This window comes from Wolbachia endosymbiont of Drosophila simulans wHa (assembly GCF_000376605.1).
GTDB classification, from domain to species: Bacteria; Pseudomonadota; Alphaproteobacteria; order Rickettsiales; family Anaplasmataceae; genus Wolbachia; species Wolbachia pipientis.
Genome location: NC_021089.1, coordinates 736,945 through 755,618 on the forward strand (window position 1 = coordinate 736,945; position 18,674 = coordinate 755,618).

At 35.7% G+C, this 18,674-nt stretch carries 13 protein-coding genes, 1 tRNA gene and 1 other RNA gene; 11 read left to right on the top strand and 4 right to left on the bottom strand.

Annotated elements, in window-relative coordinates:
• The first annotated feature begins 196 nt into the window (after positions 1 to 196).
• Complete coding sequence (locus WHA_RS03330; RefSeq protein WP_006280099.1) at positions 197 to 967, top strand: response regulator transcription factor; 771 nt, start codon at positions 197 to 199, stop codon at positions 965 to 967.
• A gap of 51 nt (positions 968 to 1,018) precedes the next feature.
• Here WHA_RS03330 and rnpB read toward each other — a convergent pair.
• An RNA gene (rnpB, locus tag WHA_RS06075) (RNase P RNA component class A) lies at positions 1,019 to 1,368 on the bottom strand.
• 157 nt (positions 1,369 to 1,525) lie between these two features.
• Entirely contained in the window at positions 1,526 to 3,541 is a 2,016-nt protein-coding gene (locus WHA_RS03335; RefSeq protein WP_015589172.1) for a hypothetical protein, read from the bottom strand.
• A 224-nt stretch (positions 3,542 to 3,765) separates the two neighbouring features.
• On the opposite strand from WHA_RS03335, the gene nuoE reads away from it, so the two are divergent.
• The 3 genes from nuoE (at position 3,766) to WHA_RS03350 (ending at position 7,797) form a co-directional block, all read left to right on the top strand.
• Positions 3,766 to 4,266: an NADH-quinone oxidoreductase subunit NuoE gene (gene nuoE, locus WHA_RS03340; protein WP_010962799.1), complete on the top strand. Its 501-nt coding sequence runs from the start codon at positions 3,766 to 3,768 to the stop codon at positions 4,264 to 4,266.
• Complete coding sequence (gene tgt / locus WHA_RS03345) at positions 4,267 to 5,484, top strand: tRNA guanosine(34) transglycosylase Tgt (RefSeq protein WP_015589173.1); 1,218 nt, start codon at positions 4,267 to 4,269, stop codon at positions 5,482 to 5,484. It begins immediately after the preceding gene.
• A 732-nt stretch (positions 5,485 to 6,216) separates the two neighbouring features.
• On the top strand, positions 6,217 to 7,797 hold the full coding sequence (locus WHA_RS03350) for a hypothetical protein (protein ID WP_015589174.1): 1,581 nt from the start codon (positions 6,217 to 6,219) through the stop codon (positions 7,795 to 7,797).
• 23 nt (positions 7,798 to 7,820) lie between these two features.
• Here WHA_RS03350 and WHA_RS03355 read toward each other — a convergent pair whose 3' ends face one another.
• The gene (locus WHA_RS03355) at positions 7,821 to 9,092 is read right to left on the bottom strand and encodes a M16 family metallopeptidase (RefSeq protein WP_010962800.1); all 1,272 of its coding nucleotides are present in this window, start codon (positions 9,090 to 9,092) and stop codon (positions 7,821 to 7,823) included.
• Entirely contained in the window at positions 9,089 to 9,709 is a 621-nt protein-coding gene (locus tag WHA_RS03360) for a superoxide dismutase (RefSeq protein WP_015589175.1), read from the bottom strand. The genes WHA_RS03355 and WHA_RS03360 overlap by 4 nt, the downstream gene beginning before the upstream one ends.
• A 943-nt stretch (positions 9,710 to 10,652) precedes the next feature.
• On the opposite strand from WHA_RS03360, the gene WHA_RS03365 reads away from it, so the two are divergent.
• The 7 genes from WHA_RS03365 (at position 10,653) to WHA_RS03395 (ending at position 18,571) form a co-directional block, all read left to right on the top strand.
• On the top strand, positions 10,653 to 12,059 hold the full coding sequence (locus tag WHA_RS03365) for a cytochrome ubiquinol oxidase subunit I (protein WP_015589176.1): 1,407 nt from the start codon (positions 10,653 to 10,655) through the stop codon (positions 12,057 to 12,059).
• On the top strand, positions 12,052 to 13,074 hold the full coding sequence (gene cydB, locus WHA_RS03370) for a cytochrome d ubiquinol oxidase subunit II (protein WP_015589177.1): 1,023 nt from the start codon (positions 12,052 to 12,054) through the stop codon (positions 13,072 to 13,074). Before WHA_RS03365 ends, cydB begins: the two co-directional genes overlap by 8 nt.
• 250 nt (positions 13,075 to 13,324) lie before the next feature.
• On the top strand, positions 13,325 to 14,209 hold the full coding sequence (era, locus tag WHA_RS03375; RefSeq protein ID WP_015589179.1) for a GTPase Era: 885 nt from the start codon (positions 13,325 to 13,327) through the stop codon (positions 14,207 to 14,209).
• On the top strand, positions 14,202 to 15,023 hold the full coding sequence (locus WHA_RS03380; RefSeq protein WP_015589180.1) for a 3'-5' exonuclease: 822 nt from the start codon (positions 14,202 to 14,204) through the stop codon (positions 15,021 to 15,023). The genes era and WHA_RS03380 overlap by 8 nt, the downstream gene beginning before the upstream one ends.
• A 207-nt stretch (positions 15,024 to 15,230) precedes the next feature.
• Entirely contained in the window at positions 15,231 to 17,210 is a 1,980-nt protein-coding gene (locus WHA_RS03385; RefSeq protein WP_012673252.1) for a WD0745 family porin, read from the top strand.
• 436 nt (positions 17,211 to 17,646) lie between these two features.
• Positions 17,647 to 18,453 carry a DUF2163 domain-containing protein gene (locus WHA_RS03390; RefSeq protein ID WP_015589181.1) on the top strand — a complete coding sequence of 269 codons (807 nt, stop codon included), beginning with the start codon at positions 17,647 to 17,649 and terminating at the stop codon, positions 18,451 to 18,453.
• Positions 18,454 to 18,484: 31 nt separating this feature from the next.
• Positions 18,485 to 18,571, top strand: a tRNA-Ser gene (locus WHA_RS03395).
• Positions 18,572 to 18,674 lie beyond the last annotated feature (103 nt).

The window sequence follows — 18,674 nt, forward strand, 5'->3', positions numbered from 1 at the left end:
TCAATATTTACTAAAAATATTATTACTATCATGGTATGTCTATTATATTTTAGATCTATTTATATAACTTTGGAACAATATATTTACTATTAATTAATAAGTGTAATTTTGATCATTTGTTAATAAAAATTTGATTTATTACTTTCCTTAGTTATATATATTACTAAAATTATAAATTATTTATGGGGTGTAAAATATGCGTATATTATTAATTGAAGATGATCAAGTAAGTGCAAAGACTGTGGTTAACGCCTTAACTTCTGATGGACATTTCTGTGACGTTGTTACTTCTGCACAAGATTATAACAATAATATGGTTTCCTCAAACGGAGATTACTATGACCTAGTTATTTTAGATATACACTTGCCTGGTGATATTGACGGATATGATATATTGCTAAGACTAAGAAGTGCAAAAATCAAAGTTCCTGTCTTAATACTTTCATGTATATCCGCTGTCAATCACAAAGCTAAAGGACTCGGGTATGGTGCCGATGATTACTTAACCAAACCATTTCATAAAAGTGAGTTATTAGCTCGAATTAAGGCCATAGTGCGTCGTACTAAAGGCCATCCTGAATCGGTGATAAAGATTGGTAATATAAATATCAATTTTGATCACAGGATTGTTGAGGTGAAAGGTAAAACGGTTCACCTTACTAATAAAGAGTATTCTATGATAGAATTGCTAGCACTGCGTAAAGGAACAGTATTAACAAAAGAAATGTTCTTAAATCATCTTTACAATGGCTTAGATGAACCTTCAGATAACAAGATAGTTGATGTTTTTATGTGCAAATTACGTAAGAAACTTGAAAGTGCAAATGATGGAAAAAGCCACATAGAAACCGTTTGGGGCAGAGGGTATGTTCTGAAAGAGTATATTGATGATGATGAATATTCTAATGTTAATGTAGGCGAAAGTAGTGATGGCTATCAAGCAGAACAAGTGAAGGACAACGCATGAAATGCCTACACATTTAAATATAGCATGGCTTATATCGCACGTATCATGTGAACGCCTAGGTGAAATATAAGCCGAGTTCTGTTTATGTAGCTATTTATCTGGAGTAAATGTTACCATTTACCGCATGCGATTTACCCGAGTAGATATGAGGAAAACATAAAATCTACTTCTATTTAATCTTGCTCCTAGTGTTGGTTACTCGACTACCAATGTTGCCATTGCCATGGTGTGCTCTTACCACACCTTTTCACCCTTACCTAAAAATATTTTAGGCGGTAATTTTCTGTAGCCCTATAACTGGAGTTACCTCCGGCGGGCATTACCCGTCACTATTTTTCCTTGGAGCCCGGACTTTCCTCTGCTATGTTTATCACACAACAGCAGCTACTTATTTCACCTAGGAATTATACTTTAACATGAAAATCACAAAAGCAAAAGACAATTTCCTAACAGTCTACATATTAAAAACATTTAGACAAATAGCTAAAGGTGATATTCCGGCACATCATCACTATCCCAAGATAAGCTTTTTTCACTTTTAGACTTCGCTTCAGTTAGTCAAGAGCCTGGTCCACCGCTTGAAGACGATGAGCTACTTCTTGATCGACTACTACTTTCTACTGATATACTATTTAGCACTGTTTCAGATTGATATATAGTTCGCATTCTGTTACCAGTGGTAAAAATTTCTTCATCGCTACTTGAAGATGATCGCCTTCTATAACCCAAATCAGTTAGTTCTAATACAGAAGCAGCATTACGACCCTTAACATATCTATATGCTATGAATCCTATAATTCCAACAATACCTATTGCTCCAACCAAAGATCCCCCTATCATTCCTGCCTTATTAGACCCTATAGCAAGTTGAGTAGGTTGTGGTGAAGAAGTAGACTGAGGAAGTAAAGTCGTGGTGAATATAGGAGTTGTTGACTCTTTTGTTCTAGTACTTGGTATACTAAATACTGTTTGTGTAGTTTTCTCTGAGCTTGTTGTTGGCGCAGTTGGTTCCACTGTTACTGTGCTTGTTTGAGTCGTTGACTCTGTTGAAGGTTTACTCATCGTAGAAGTCGACGCACCAGTCGCTGCTGTAGGTTTTACAGTACTTGTCTCAGTCCCTGAAGTTACTATCGGCACACTAGTTGACGTTGTAGCAACCGTGGTCGCTTGTGAAGTAGTAGTTGTTTTTGCTACTGTCGTTGACTCCGTTGAAGGTTTACTTATTGTAGAAGTAGGTGCAACGGCTTCCGTTGTCAATTTAGTAGTCTTCACAGCGTCGGTTTCTGCTGTGCTAGTAATTGCAGCAGTCGGCGTTTTCTTAGAAGTCACAACCGTTTCTGCAACAGTTATAGGAGCCACGGTACTACTAGAAATAATATCTGGCGTTAATCGACCGTTAATGATATTAACAAAATCACTGAGAGTTTTGATGCTATTTGCCGGTATTATTGTTGCTTCAGAAGATTTTCCAGAGCCGTTTTGATTAAAAGTTACAATATTTTCTCCACTTACCGCAGTTACGATAAAACCACCCTGACCGTTGCCCTTAATATATAATTGCTCTATAGGATCTGTAAATTGATAGATAGGAAAATCTGACACTGATCCATTTTTAAGTAGAGTTGCTATATGTAACCTCTGCTCATTAGCTGATTGGTCATTTTCAAGAAAAGCAACTAGATCATTTCCTTCCGTTTGTTCAACATACTGCAAAAAGCTTATTTCATGTTCTCTAGAAAGAGATAGTGCTTTATTATCTATTTGACCTTTTCGATTACCAAGTAAAAAGCCATTAACTCCATCCTTCAGACCCTGAATCACTTTAGCCATATCAAATTTAAAAATACGTGTTTTTCTCACCTCTTGATTTTCCTTAGTAATCCTTTTGCTCACTTGCGAATAAAGCATCGTGTTTCCATTTAATGCCAATTGCCCCTGATTATCAAAATTGAACAATTTTCTTTCTGTAACACCTTTTTCTCCAGTCAATACCTTAAATTTTCCGCTCTCGCTTGACTTTAAGTACCAAGAAACTAAAGTTTGATCCTTTAAGTTATGGGCGATTACAATTACGTCACCATTACCAACTTTCACTGCTCTTGGTTGAAAGTAACTATTGCCCACATTTGCAAGACTATTATTATCAATATTCTTTTGTAATTTTCTTTTATCTAAATGTTCAACTGAAGGAGTATTAACTGATTGTTTAATTCCGTAAGTGTTAAAAGATAAGCCTTTAACGCATTTTTCTCCTTCTTCGCTAATTCCTTCTTCAGGAAAGATAACTCCAACTTTATCTATTTCAGCTGAATCTTCTATTAATGTGAGAGATAATTGATCTTTGAATTCATTTGCTACGCTGATATTTGTACCACATTCGTATGTTTTTGATTGATATAATGGACTAATAAGTAATTTTACTTTACTGCTCCCATTACCATTATCTTGATAGCTGAGTCCGTAAGCAACTCCATTCCCCTCAATTAATTCTACGTTTGTTGGATTAAAACCTATCGCTTCTTTAATTTCCGGTGTATTTGAGTTGATCCCGAGCAATCTTCTTAATATAGACATAATTTTATTTAAAATATTAATAAAATGCTATTATGATTACTCCTGTGTGTTAATGTCAATGAAAATTTTAACTAAAATTAAAAAATTAATATAATATTTTATACTAAAAGGTAAATATAAGCTTGAAGAGGGCTAAGAAGCTTTATGCTATTTCTCAAAAAACCAACAATTGCAATCATTGGTTCTACAGGTATAATCTGTTAAAGTTTACACGAGTCTCATGAATGATAGAAAAAGAAGAGCAGTTTAGTTTTACATCAGAAAACCTCAAGAAAGCGGGAAAGTTTATAGAGATGTATCCCAAAGGTAGAGAAGGTAGTGCTGTTATGCCTTTACTATATCTGGTTCAAGAGCAATGCGGATGGGTTTCTGAATCTGCTATGCGTTATGTTGCTGATATGCTGCATATTCCACATATTCGTGTATATGAAGTGGCAAATTTTTACACCATGTATAATTTAAAACCAGTAGGCAAATATCTAATACAAATTTGTAGAACAACTCCTTGCTGGTTGTGCAATAGTGAAGAAGTTTTAAATACCTTTAAAAAAAAACTTGGAATCAATATCGGTGAGACTACTAAAGATAATTTGTTCACTTTAAAAGAAGTTGAATGCCTAGGTGCATGCGTTAATGCTCCCGTTGTGCAGATCAATAATGACTTCTATGAAAATCTTACTCCTGAGAAAGTAGAAAACATCATAACAGAACTTTCAGGCAAATAGATGAAAGAAGAATTTTCATTCAAGAGAATCAAGCAATCAGGTTCTGCAAGAGTTGGAACAATTAAAACTCCAAATGGAAGCGTAGAAACCCCCGCTTTTATATTCTGCGCAACAAAAGCTGCAATTAAAGCTGCAGATATTGAAAGAATAAGTGAAGCTGGTACCCAAATCATACTTTCCAACACCTATCACCTAATGCTTCAACCAGGAGAGAATACTGTTGCAAAACTTGGTGGTTTGCGCAAGATGATAGGATGGAATGGGCCAATGCTAACTGACTCAGGTGGATATCAGATATTTAGCTTAGGCCACGGATCAGTTTCGGAAGAGATAAAAGGAATAAGAAAAAAACAAAAAACTTTGATCAAAATTAATGAGGATGGGGCAATTTTCCGTTCTTACATTAATGGTAAAATTTATTGCTTAACTCCTGAAAAATCTGTACAAATTCAACAGAAATTAGGTGCAGATTTAATCCTAGTTTTAGATGAATGCACTCCATTTCACGTAAGCAAAGAATACACAGCAAAATCAATGCTCATGAGCCACAGATGGGCTGAACGTTCTTTAAATGAATTTGAAAAAAACAATAATGGCAAGCAGGCACTGTATGGAATTAGTCAAGGCGGAATATATCACGATCTGCGTAGAGAAAGTTGTGATTTTATCAACAATTTACCATTTTTCGGTCAAGCAATAGGTGGATCACTTGGTCAAAGTAAAGAGCAGATGTACGATGTAGTTTCTTTCACTATGGACCACTTGAAAAAAGACAGGCCTACTCATTTGCTTGGTATTGGTGGAATTGTGGACATCTTTCGCGGAGTTAGTCTTGGAATTGATACGTTTGATTGCGTGCATCCAACCCGTTTAGCAAGGCATGGTGGTGCGCTGATTAAAGTAAAAAATAGAGATTCTATTTCTTCAAAGTGCAAAGAGCATATCAATTTGCGAAATCAACAATTCGAGCTGGACGATAACCCAATTGAAAGTGACTGTTTATGTTTTACCTGCAGAAAACATTCAAGAGCTTATATACACCATTTACTGAAAGCTAAAGAGCTCCTGGCTTACACGCTCGTTACCATTCATAATATTTTCTTTATGAATAAGTTAATGGCATCAATAAGGCAGGCAATATTAGATGATAGGCTAGATCAGGAGAAAAATAATTGGATTAGTGAAATACCATTGCACTTTGATTTGGCCTCTCTTTAAGTCTTTTCTTCATTAGACTTCTTGCATAACCATATAACGAACTTTTATTGGAAATAGAAACGAAAAAACTTACTTGACAAACTCCTCCAGCCCCCTTATCATGGTACTGAAGCTATTTATTTATCTTCGCAATCTGTGCAGGTTAATGACAAAAAACTTAGGGTATTTGGCGTCTCATGTTTAATTTTTCGCACTACGTGCATCGCATGTCCTTAAAAATTTCTGGGTTTTTACCTATATAAGCCGAAACGCGCTTACAAAGCGTTTAAGACAGCAAAAAACGTCAAATTGACAAGGGAGAATTTGAATACTAGCTACCCTAGGGTTTCTTTGCCTTTTTTCCTGCTTGGTAAATTTCTTAAACACTTGCGGTGTAGGTTAGTTGCAAGTTAAAAGCAGCTAAATCGCTCTTAATCAAGCGTTTTAGAATAAAAAAAACGCCGATATTTTAGTACATAGTGAATAGCTAACCACCACGGGGCTTCTTTTGCCTTTTTTTTCATTTGGTAAATTCCTTAATATTTATGGCTAAACGACAATCGTCATCCCAGCGGGATCTAGAGATACCGCGGCGGTATAGCTATACCTTTTTTCTACTTAGTTTGGGTTATGCAAGAAGTCTATTCTGTTAACTCTTCCTTTTATTATTTTTCCTTCAGAAGTGCTATAATAAATAATTAATCTATTAATGTTAGCCTTTGTCTTGAATTTGTAAATGTTAGAGATAAAGATATGAATATAAAAAATAATGTTCCATTAATATTTGACTTTGATAATACTATTACTAATGGGCACATGCACAATGCTCTTTCTAGGTTAAGCAAAAGTGACTTTAATTCTACTCAAAATAATGCAGCAACTGATAACGACATAAAAAATTTTCTAGAAAATACAGACGGAATAAAAAATAAAGAGGGGTTAAAATCTGTACTGCAATCTGCACTTTCAAGTGGAATAGAAGTTAATATTGCATCATATACAAAATATCCGGATGCTGTAAAAGAGGTTGTAAAGGATCACTTGGGTTTATTTGAAGAACAAACAGGTAGCATTTCTGTATTTGGTGGGTTTCCAGGAGATTATGATAATCAGTTGCAAGAGTTAGATGTTAGAGAACAACAAAGTCAAGTCGGAAAGAATTTGCACATCTGTGAGGCAATTGTGAAGTATAAGAATAAACACGGTGAGTTGCCAAAAACTGTCATGCTAGTTGATGATGATGTAAAAAATATTCAAAAGATTAATGAGTTTGTTGCATCAATGAGCAAAAGAGGGGGATGGCTTAAAGAAAATGGGCTGAGTGTTGAAGATATAAACAATATTAAATTTGAAGGCGTTCAAGTACCTAAAGAGGACAAAAATGTTGGTTATCTAGAAAGAGTACAGGAGTTTGTCAATGCTAACTTGGTACAAGAACCAATTTATGAAAATTTAAGGAAAGAAGAACCTATATACCAAAATCTTCAAGACACTCAGAGACAATCACCTGAAGAAAAGCCACCACAATTACCTCCTAAACTTAAGAATTTAAATGCAGTATCCCAGAATAATGAGGAGCCACCATCATTACCTACTAAAAAAAGGAAATCAAGTGATGGTGTGGTTGTTGATGATGAGAGTAAAAAACAAGATATTAAAGACATGTCATCATCCAAAGCACAACCAACACGCTCAAAACGTCATGCAATGATGCTTGACCCTCAGCAAATAGAATCTATACACCAGAATGCTGAAGAGCCACCACTAGGTAAAAAATACGCACATACTGAAACCATCTCCTTATTAGAGGCATTTGAGACAATCAGAGATTTTTTTCAAGATTGTGGTCAAAAAATAATAAATACTATTCATAGATTATTAAAGAAGGAAGTAATAACAGGAGTTAAAGAGCAAGGCTATGATGTGAATAGTGAAAAAGGTAAAAGTGAAATTACGATTTATGGTAATAAATCGATAGATATTGACAAAATAAAAACGGATTTTATTGATACCTCTCTAATTCGAATAATGGAATTGGGTGAGGAGAAAATCAAAGATCTTAACAATAATTATAAAGGTGATCAGCTAGGGCGAGAGATATCGAAATTATTGAACGCTGGTTCGCAAAAGGAAAATATAAACTCAAACTATAATGATGGGGAGCCTATATTTCAGACTCGTGAAGAAGCATGGAATTATCCTCAGCAAAAGAAAAATATAAACTTGAATCCTGCAAGCAGCACTACACCTCAAGGTCAAGTATCATCATCTCCTCCTAGAAGCAATATAAAAGAAGCGTGTAGTTCACAGCACACCGCTTCAATTGTAAAGTAGCCAAATTAATGTAATAGAATGCGCTAAGCTTTAAGCATAGAAACCACTTTATCGTAACTTGGTAATGATTCAATTTCTCCAATTGCAGCTAGAGTGGTTTTTTCATGCTGAGATAACAATTCTTCTGCTGCTTTTTTTACGTTAGCAGTGGTAACTGCACTAATTTTTTCTATTAATTCATTTTTACTGATGTACCTATTATAGTTACCGTAGTAGTGTCCCAATGTTTCAGCACGTGAGCTAACACTTTCGCGTGACATTAAAATTTGGGATTTTACTCGCTCTTTCACTCTATTTACTTCTTCTTCCTTCAGATCATCTGTAGACAACTTCTTCAACTCTGTCGTTATAGATTTTAAAAGCTTATCTAAGTTACTACTGTCTGTACCAGCAAAAATGGAAAACATTCCTGTATTAGTATAGCTGGAATTAAATGAATAAACAGAGTAAGCTAATCCCTGCTTTTCCCTTACTTCCTGGAATAAACGTGATGACATTCCGCTCCCTAATATAGAATCAAGCACTTGAAACGTGTGATATTTATCGTCATGGCGAGAAACACTAGGTAGACCAATTAGCAAGTGTACCTGATCTAATTTACGATGTTCTAAATACTCGCCACCAGTACAGCTCGCATTTTGGCTTTTTTTCAGCTTTTTAGAATGAATCTTTGAGAGAAAATCTTTGGTTAATGCAACAACTTCTTCATGTTCAACATTTCCTGCAACGGCAAATAGCATATTCTCACCAAAGTAATGCTCATTTATGTAATTATCTAGATCTCCTCGAGTAAAAGATTTTACAGTATTTTGCGTGCCTAAGATTGACCTACCAAATGGTTGGTCTTTATAAGCTGCCTCAAAATATTTGTCGAAAATAATGTCACTTGGTGAATCATTAGTTTGAAAAATCTCTTGTATTACAACACCCTTCTCACGTTCCAATTCATCTTCTGGAAACGTGGAATTCATCAATATATCTATTAATATATCAATACCAGTTTTTATGTCTTTCTTGAGGACTTTTGCATAATAGGTGGTGCTTTCCCTACCAGTGCTGGCGTTGAAAACCCCACCTATGTCATCAAAAGCTTTTGCAATTTCAAAGGCAGTTCTTGTCTTCGTCCCTTTGAAAGCCATGTGTTCTAAAAAATGGGATATTCCATTTTGCTTTGCACTTTCTGCTCTACTGCCAACACCAACTCGTATGCTTAAAGCTACGGAATCAATATCACGCACCTGCTCAGTTATTATGCGCAGACCATTATCTAATTTTGTTACCCGGGGTATATTCATCTCATATATTCTTCTAAGTTCTCTTCTGCAAAATCCCAATTAATCAAATGATCAAGGAAAACTTTTATGTAGTCAATTCTACGGTTTTGACAATCTAAATAATAGGCGTGCTCCCACACATCCATAGTGAGTAGTGGCACTTGGCCATAAATTATTGGCAAATCTGCATTTGGAGTCTTGGTGATTTTGAGCTTTCCTAACCTACCTTTTTCGAGCACTAACCATACCCATCCACTGCCAAACTGGCTTACTCCATGACTCGAAAATTCTTCATAAAATTTATCAAAGCCACCGATATCGTCCTGAATTTTTTTTGCTAAAAGACTACTATCTTTAGGCTTACCACCACCATTTTTTTTCATTGAGTTCCAATAAAAAGTGTGGTTCCAAACTTGTGCTGCGTTATTAAATATAGGCAAGTTGCTGCTATTACCATGAACTTCTGTTATTAATCCCTCAATTTTCACATGCTGATAATCCGTATTTTCAACCAGCTCGTTGAGTTTATTTAAATACCCTTTATGATGCTTATCATAATGAAAGTCTAAAGTTTTTGCAGATATGTAAGGCTCTAAAGCTGTTTTATCATATGGTAATCCAGGTAAAGTAAAACTCATAAAAACCTCTTTATTTCTAACCTACTTGGATGGTAGGGCAATATATGCTTTTGTGCAACATATAATTAATAGCTAAAACATTTAGGTATCTATTGCATTATTCTAAATTATACTACAATAACGATTATTATATAAGCCATAGAAATGGATTAAATGCAAAAGTTACTTGACACCCTTCGCCAACCCCCTTATCATGAAACTGAAGCTATTTATTTATCTTCTCTGTACAGATTAAATGACAAAAAAACTCACGTATCTGGCGTCTCATGCTTAATTTTTTGCACTATGTGCACCTTATGTCTTATAAAATTTCTACCTACATAAGCTGAAACGCGCTTATAAAGCGTTTAAAACATAAAAAAACGCCAACTTAAAAAATGGATAGTGAATAACTAGCTACCCTAGGGTTTCTTTTGCCTTTTTTTCTGTTTAGTAAATTTCTTAACGTTTATAATTTAGATTAGTTGCGGTTTAAAAGTAGCTGAATCGCGGTTATTAAACGTTTAGAATAAAAAAACGCCATACTTGAAAGTATAATGTAAGTAATTAGCCAACCACGGGGCTTCTTTTGCCTTTTTCTCCGCTTGGTAAATTTCTTAATGTTTATACGGAAGGTGTCATTCCAGCGCGTGACGCTGGAATCCCAAAAAAAGGATGATGTCATCCGAGTAGCTGACACTGGGATGACAAAAAAAGGAGCACTGGGATGACATCATAGGGGCGCTGGCCTGACAATCGTCATTCCGCTACGTGTTAGCGGGATCTAGAGATACCGTGACGGTATGACAAGGGAGAACAGTTGTATTCCTGCACAATTTATTCTCATGACAAAAACGTCTTAACTTTCTCTCTACTTTTTCTGGGTAAGGTCAATTTTGTGAAAAAATGGATTGAATTATAGGCAGATTTGGCTATTATTTGTAATACATGGGTATTAGGTAAAATGTTTAAATTTGATCCTTTATTATTAGCTCGAATTCAGTTTGCCTTCACAATAGGCTTTCACATTATATTTCCTGCTTTCACGATCGGGCTTGCAAGTTTTCTAGCCTTTTTGGAATGGTGTTGGCTTAAGACTGGTGATACACGTTTCCGTGATGTTTATAAATTCTGGATCAAGATTTTTGCCGTTGCTTTTGGCATGGGAGTGGTATCTGGAGTTGTAATGTCATATCAACTTGGTACCAATTGGTCGATTTTTTCTGACCGCATAGCCAATGTTCTCGGCCCTCTATTTTCCTTTGAGGTTTTAACAGCCTTTTTTCTGGAGGCATCTTTTTTGAGTATTATGCTATTTGGATGGAATAGAGTAAGTTCTCGTATGCACTTTGCTTCTACTTGCATTGTTGCAGTGGGAACGCTTATTTCAGCTTTTTGGATTATTGCGGCCAACAGTTGGATGCAAACACCCGCTGGATTCACGATTGGTGAGAATGGTCTCCTATATCCAACCAATTGGTTAGAGATTATTTTTAATCCTTCTTTCCCTTATCGCTTTATTCATATGGTAACAGCAGCCTATCTTACAACAGCTTTTGTGGTTGGTGGTGTAGGAGCATTTTATCTTTGGAGAAAACGACATGCTCCTCAAGCAAGAATTATGCTTGGTATGGCAACCATTATGGTAGCTTTAGCTGCACCATTTCAGCTGTTCATGGGAGATAGGCATGGATTAAATACACTAAAGCATCAACCTGCTAAGATTGCTGCAATGGAAGGTATATGGGAAACCGAAAAAGGGGCTGGCTTACTTTTATTTGCTTATCCGGATCAGCAAAATGAAATTAATCACTACGAGATAAAAATTCCTAATCTTGCCAGCTTGATCTTAACACATGATTTTTTAGGAGAAGTAAAAGGATTAAAGGAATGGAAAAAAGAAGATAGACCACCTGTAGTATGGGTATTCTGGTCCTTCCGTATAATGGTTGGAGTTGGAATTTTAATGATCATAATTGGGTCAGTAAGTGTTATACAGTATCTTCGTGGCAAATTATTCCAAAGTTGTTTCTTACATGGATGGTGGATATCAATGATGCCGTCTGGGTTCATAGCGTTACTTGCAGGTTGGTTTACTACTGAAATTGGCCGTCAACCTTACACTGTATATGGAATTATGCGCACAATTGAATCATTTTCATCTGCGATTACCGGTCCTCAGGTTGCATGGTCTTTGATTGCATTTATCGTTATGTATACCCTTATATTTGGAGCAGGTAGTTACTATATTCTGAAACTTATATACAAAGGAATTCCTGTCATTAAAGAAGAAGAGCAATTTTATAAACACGGTATTGTAGCTTCAGTGATTGATGCTGGTACATCTGGAAAGGACAACAATCATGTTTGATTTTTCTTCCTTAATTAATTTACCCCTAATCTGGGGATTACTAATTGCCATAGCTGTTTTACTGTATATTTTAATGGATGGGTTTGATTTAGGTATTGGTATTTTACTTCCTTTTGCACCGTCAGATAAATGCCGTGATCACATGATAAGCTCAATTGCACCATTTTGGGATGGAAACGAAACATGGTTGGTATTGGTTGGTGGAGGGTTGTTTGCTGCTTTTCCTCTTGCATATTCAATATTAATGCCTGCTTTTTATATTCCAATCATTATTATGCTGCTTGGCCTTATAGTGCGCGGAGTATCCTTTGAGTTTCGTTTTAAGGCAGAAGGAAAATACAGGCGATTATGGGATTATGCCTTTCATTTTGGGTCACTTGGTGCTGCATTTTGCCAAGGCATGATTTTAGGTGCATTTATACATGGTGTAGAAGTAAACGGACGCAACTTTTCTGGTGGCCAATTTGATTGGGCAAGTGCTTTTAGTGTAATGACAGGCATTGCTGTGATATTTGGATATGCACTTTTAGGTTCTACATGGCTCATAATGAAGACAGAAAATATAACACAAGAATGGGCACGCAAGGTTGCTTCTTATACGCTTGGTTTTGTAGGTATTTTCATGGGACTAGTGAGTGTAGTGACACCATTTTTAAATGAACGTATTAAAAACTTTTGGTTTAGCATGCCAAATTTTTATTATTTATTTTCTATTCCATTACTCACATCTTGGCTATTTTTCATGCTGTGGTTTGATCTTCAGAATACTAAACGGGAGTACCGTCCATTCTTTCTCAGTATTGCTATTTTTTTTATGGGATATTTAGGTTTAGGAATTAGTATCTACCCATGGATTATACCTTTTCAATATACCATTCTGGATGCAGCCGCTTCTGGGCCAAGTTTATCTTTAATGCTCATTGTTATAATACCGCTTTTACCAATCATTTTAACTTATACTGGTTATTGCTATTATGTCTTTCGTGGAAAATCAAATTATGAACACACATATTAAGGAGTTAGTGACCTTATGGTTAAAACGTTACCCTTAAATCAAGCAGTCATTCAGGCAATGGCGTCAACTCAAGAACCTTCATTAGCAAACCCTCCTATGGATTTTCTGAAAAGTTTTTGAGTATATTGTATTTTTAATTTGTAGAATAAGTTTTTTTCCTTTTTGCATGCTAACCAAAAAGGGTTCTGTCATCCTTCTTGTCATATAAGTAGCTTGACGCGGGCATTCAGTTTTCTTTATAATTTTCTTTGTGAAAGAACAAAAATGCTTATTTGTAACCATAGCTGGCTTACCAAATGCTGGGAAGTCTACATTAATTAACAGCATCATAGGCAAGAAAATTGCAATTGTCACCCCTAAAGTGCAAACAACAAGGACGCAAATAAGGGGTGTTGCAACATGCAACAACACACAAATTGTCTTTACTGACTCCCCAGGAATTTTCTCAGCAGAAACAAAACTTGAAAAAGCTTTAGTCAAATCTGCATGGTCGGCAGTTAAGGATAGTGACATCACTTTGTTGCTTGTTGATGTAAGCAATTATTTGAAAAATATAGAAAGAATTAAGACTATATTTATGCGGCTGCAGCGCACAAAAGGCAGATGCATTTTGGTTATCAATAAAACTGATTTGGTAAAAAGGCCTGAATTAAAGATGGCGCATGAGCATCTGAATTTGCTTTATAAATTTGAAAAGGTTTTTATGATATCAGCATTAAAGAATGATGGACTTTCTGATTTGATGAATTACTTGTCTGAAGTTGCATCGGTGAGCCCCTGGTTTTATGAAGAAGATCAAATAACCGATTCCTCGACAAATTTTTTATCAGCAGAAATTACGAGAGAAAAATTATTCTTGAACTTGCGTGAAGAATTGCCATACTCTACAGCTGTTATAATTGAACAATTTGAGGAAAAAAAAGATAAGAGTTTAGTCATCAAACAGATCATATTTGTGTTGAAAGATAGTCATAAAAAAATAGTGCTAGGAAAAGATGGCAGTAATATTAAAAAAATTAATATCGAAGCGCGTGCTGAACTAGAAAAATTATTTGAGTGCAAGGTACACCTCTTTTTATTTGTGAAAGTGCGACCTTGGATCGACCGTCCGGAGGAGTATATAGGCAATGCTTAATTCTTTATTGGTATTTGATATTGAAACTATACCAGATGTAAATTCCTGCAAAAATTTACTCAATATTAGTGATGATAGTAGTGTAGAAGAGAAGAGGGATGCATTAACAAAATATCATCTTGAAATAACAAACGGGCAAAACTCTTTTCTGCGTCAGCCTTTTCACCTTGTTGTAGTTATTAGTTTTTTACTTTGCAATATAAGCTACCAGAGTGGTTATGAGGTGTTCACACTGCAAGAAATAAGATCTGGAGGCACACTAAATTCCAGTGAAAAGGAGCTAGTGAAAGGATTTTTTAACTACATATCAGAGAAAAAGCCAAGATTAGTTTCGTTCAACGGACGCACTTTTGATATACCAGTGCTGAAGTATCGTGCTATGGTCCATGGCATTCAAGCGGAATATTTTCATAAAGCTGGCGATAAGTGGAATAGTTACAATCAGAGATATAGCAGTGATTGGCATTGTGATTTGCTTGAATCCCTCTCTGATTTTGGAGCTTCTGCGAGAGTAAAAATGAACGAAGTTTGTGCAGCATTTAATCTTCCTGGTAAGATTGGAGTTGATGGGTCACAAGTTATGGACTTATACGATAGCGGCAAGATACAAGAGATTCGAGATTATTGTGAAACAGATGTAATTAACACTTATTTGATTTACTTAAGGTTCATGCATCATCAGGGAAGGATTACTACTGAAAGCTACAACAAAAGTGCGGAAGAGCTGCTTTTAGAGTGCGAAAAAAAAGAATACCTAAAGAAATTTAAAGAAGAATGGCAAATAACTTGTGGTGGAAAAATTTTACTTCCATAGAATAAATAGTCGAGTTATAATGCACTAACAAGCGAACCTCTGTACTAAATTTTGGTTAATATACACGTTGAGCATATTAAGAAAGTTGCTTTTAAGGTATTGCATTTTACTTTTATTTTCGTTATAAGGTTGCTTTAAGTTGAATTTTCAACATTTTTATACTATTTACATTTAAGATATGATTTCGAAATTTTTTGGGGGCACTTCATGAAAAAGTCTATGTATACTAGAACTGCTCTAGTTTCTTTATTAACTTTATGTTCTTTCAGCAGTTTTGCAGCTGACTTTCCTGATGAGAGTATGAAGGAAATAAAAAAGCAAGAGAGCACAAAAACTTCTGGAAAAACAGAAGTTATGAAAACATCAAATAAAAAACTGAAAGAAAAGATGGACAGAATATGTAATGCTGATCCAAGAAAAAAAGCTGAAGAGCTTAAGAAAAAAGAGGAGCTAAGATTAGCAGCCGAGCAGAAGAAAAAAGAGGAGATCAGGCTAGCAAATGAGAAAAAAGCAAAGCTTATAGAGGATTCAAAAGCGAAAGCTCTAAACGCTAAGAATTCTAATATAGAAAAAGGTAAAGTTTCAAAAACTAAGCGTTCTAAAACTAAGAATGCTAAAGTTGAAGCTAAAGATGTAAAGAAGGATATAAAAGTTGTTAACAAAAATACAGAGGAAAAAGGTAAGGCAAGTCCTGTTGTTTCAGTTGGTGGAGTTGATATTATCGATACCAATCAAGGGCAAAGTAATTTAAGAATAACTTTTGGTGGTGTTGTTGATGCTCAAGGTTATGGCAAAGCTGGACCAAGTGGCGCAGATTATAAACGTTATAACGTTATGCCAAACAGATCTACAGAGTATTATAATGCCACTCCAGATATAACAAAAGGAGCAAATCCAATATTCTATGAAGGAATAGGAAATATTGGTGATTACAGCAACGATATGGGTATGATTGCTGATGCAATATTGCACCTCAGAGCAGAAAATAAGAATGAAGATTTAGGTCTTCTTTATGGTGCTGACGTGCAGTTTCATGTCCCAGTGACTGAAGGTAAGGGAGCTTCACAGGGTGTTTATGCTGCAAAAGGCAGAAGTGCGCATGTGTTTGTTAACTCAAAATATGGTGACGTGAAGCTTGGTTACCAATTTGGTCCTGAGGCTCTGATGAGGCTTGATGCAACAAGAATTGCGACTGTTGACGGAGCTGCAGATAGTGACTGGTTCAGAAAAGTGAACTTAGAAGGAAGCGCTGCTAGCTTTCCATTTTATGTAACACCACGTCTTTACACTGAAAGTTTTTCGAGTGAAAGTGAAAAATTCTCTTTCCGTATGGCAGGGAAATATAACAAAGGCGTTATGACTACACTGCCATTTAGAGTTGCTTACTACTCACCAAATTATATGGGCGCAAGATTTGGTATCAGCTACTCACCTCGTTATGATAGTGGTTTGTTTACTGTAAAAGAAACAGTTTCAGAAGATAAAGGCGGTAAGATAGAACATAAGGAAACGATAAAGCATGTCGGCCCAGACTATGAGCACATAGTAAGTGCTGGTGCATCATATGAATATGACTTTGATAAACATAACATAAAAGTTAAAACTTCTGCAGTTGGTGAATATGGCTTTCCAAAGCAACCAAGTAAAGATAAGCATCTTTATAAGGAATTTGTGGAGTATAATGACCTGATGGGTGTTAATTTTGGTGTAAGCGCTGATTATAAGATTAATGAAGATCAAGGCGTAAAGTTTGCTGCCTCTTTTGCATACTTGGGCAAATCTGGTCAACCGAAGGGTATTAAAAAATTAATTGGTGATACCTATACGGAAATTGATAGTAAAGATGCTACTGATGGCAAAAGAGTGGAAGGGCTGAAAGCTCAATTTGGTAAAGATAGTATAGATACCATGTATTGGACTGTAGGAGCTGGGTATCAACATGAGAATATCTACACAAGTTTGACGTATTTTGGCAGCAGAATGAATGACAAAGATATGCTTCATGATGGTGCACTTGGCGTTCAATATGATCTGTCTCCTGCATGCAGTAAGAACAAATTTGTTCCTTACGCAGCTCTCCATTATTTTATGACTAACGAAACAGGTAAGCTGAAAGATGAGTCTGATGCTGATGTACCTTCTAACCAAGGAATTCTCCTTCTTACTGGTGTGAAGTTTTCTTTCTAACCAGCCAGTACACACCACAGTTAATTGTGGTGTATTCTTGTCTGTTAGTGTTTATTTGTCGATCAAATAAACATATGGTGTCCTCTCTCCTGTCATCCCAGTGCGTGACACACAACTGTACGAACATTGTGATTTGAGGACACTCCACCAAGAAGGATGTCATCCCAGTGCCCAGACACTGGGATCCAGCTTTCCATGCAACTTCATCAAAAGCGTTTATTCAGAATAAGATCAGCCACTTTTTATGCTCACCAAATCAGTTTGCTTACTTACAAGCAAAATTTCCTGGATTCCAGTGTCAAGCACTGGAATGACACCCTATGGTCACCGGAATGACGCTTTATGGCTACTTAGATGATGAGAAAAGAACACACTGCCCTTATTCTACTGGCCGTATAGCTACTTTCAAATTTAATCAATTAAGCAGGAGGCCCCTATGCAAACCACACTAAAAAATCATTTAGCTGGAGAATTACTTACCACTGCTACGTGCTGGAAATTAACGCTTGCAGGTGGAGAAGTAATGGGATTCACTGACTATGATGAAGACTTAAATATTGATAATATACTCTATAAATCTTCAAGTGGATTTGCAGCCAGTAGTATAATATTAAACAGCGATTTAAAGACTGATAATTTGGAAATTGAGGGAATATTAAATAGTGTTGATATCAAAGAAAAAGATGTTTTATCAGGAAAGTACGACTTTGCAAATATTGAGATATTTCTTGTGAATTATAAAGACTTGACCCAGGGAACAATGAATCTACATTCAGGAATTTTTGGTAAAGTGACATTAAGTAGTGGAAGATTTATTGTTGAAATTAGAGGGCTTTCAGCAAAGCTTGAGAGAAGCATAGCAGAATTATACTCTCCTGCATGCAGAGCACAATTTTGCGATGATAAATGTAAAGCCGATACTAAAAAATTTAGTAAAATAAGTACAATCACTAAAGTAATAGACGAAAGAAGATTTGAAGACACGAATTTAACTGAGAGTGATGAATATTATAAGCACGGAGTAGTAAAATTCTTTGGCTCAATAGCGTTTGAAGGTGTAGTAAAAGAATATAAAAATAAAGTAGTTACGTTGTTTACTTCGCCTCCATACCAAATTTTTGCTGGAGATAAATATTCAATACTCGCAGGTTGCGATAAAACATTTCCAACTTGCAGAAGCAAGTTTAACAATACTGTGAATTTTCGTGGTGAACCCTATATACCAGGTTTTTATATTGTTTAGCAGTACAATTTTCAATATTATGAATAAGCATGGAAAGGTGGCTGAGTGGTCTAAAGCACACGCTTGGAAAGCGTGCACATATGAAAATATGTCGGGGGTTCGAATCCCCCCTTTTCCGTATGTTACTTCTAGAATAGTATAAAACCCCCGGTCGCGCACACAACTGTACGAACATTGTAATATGGTACAATGTTACAACTATGCGGTGGTAATTTACGATA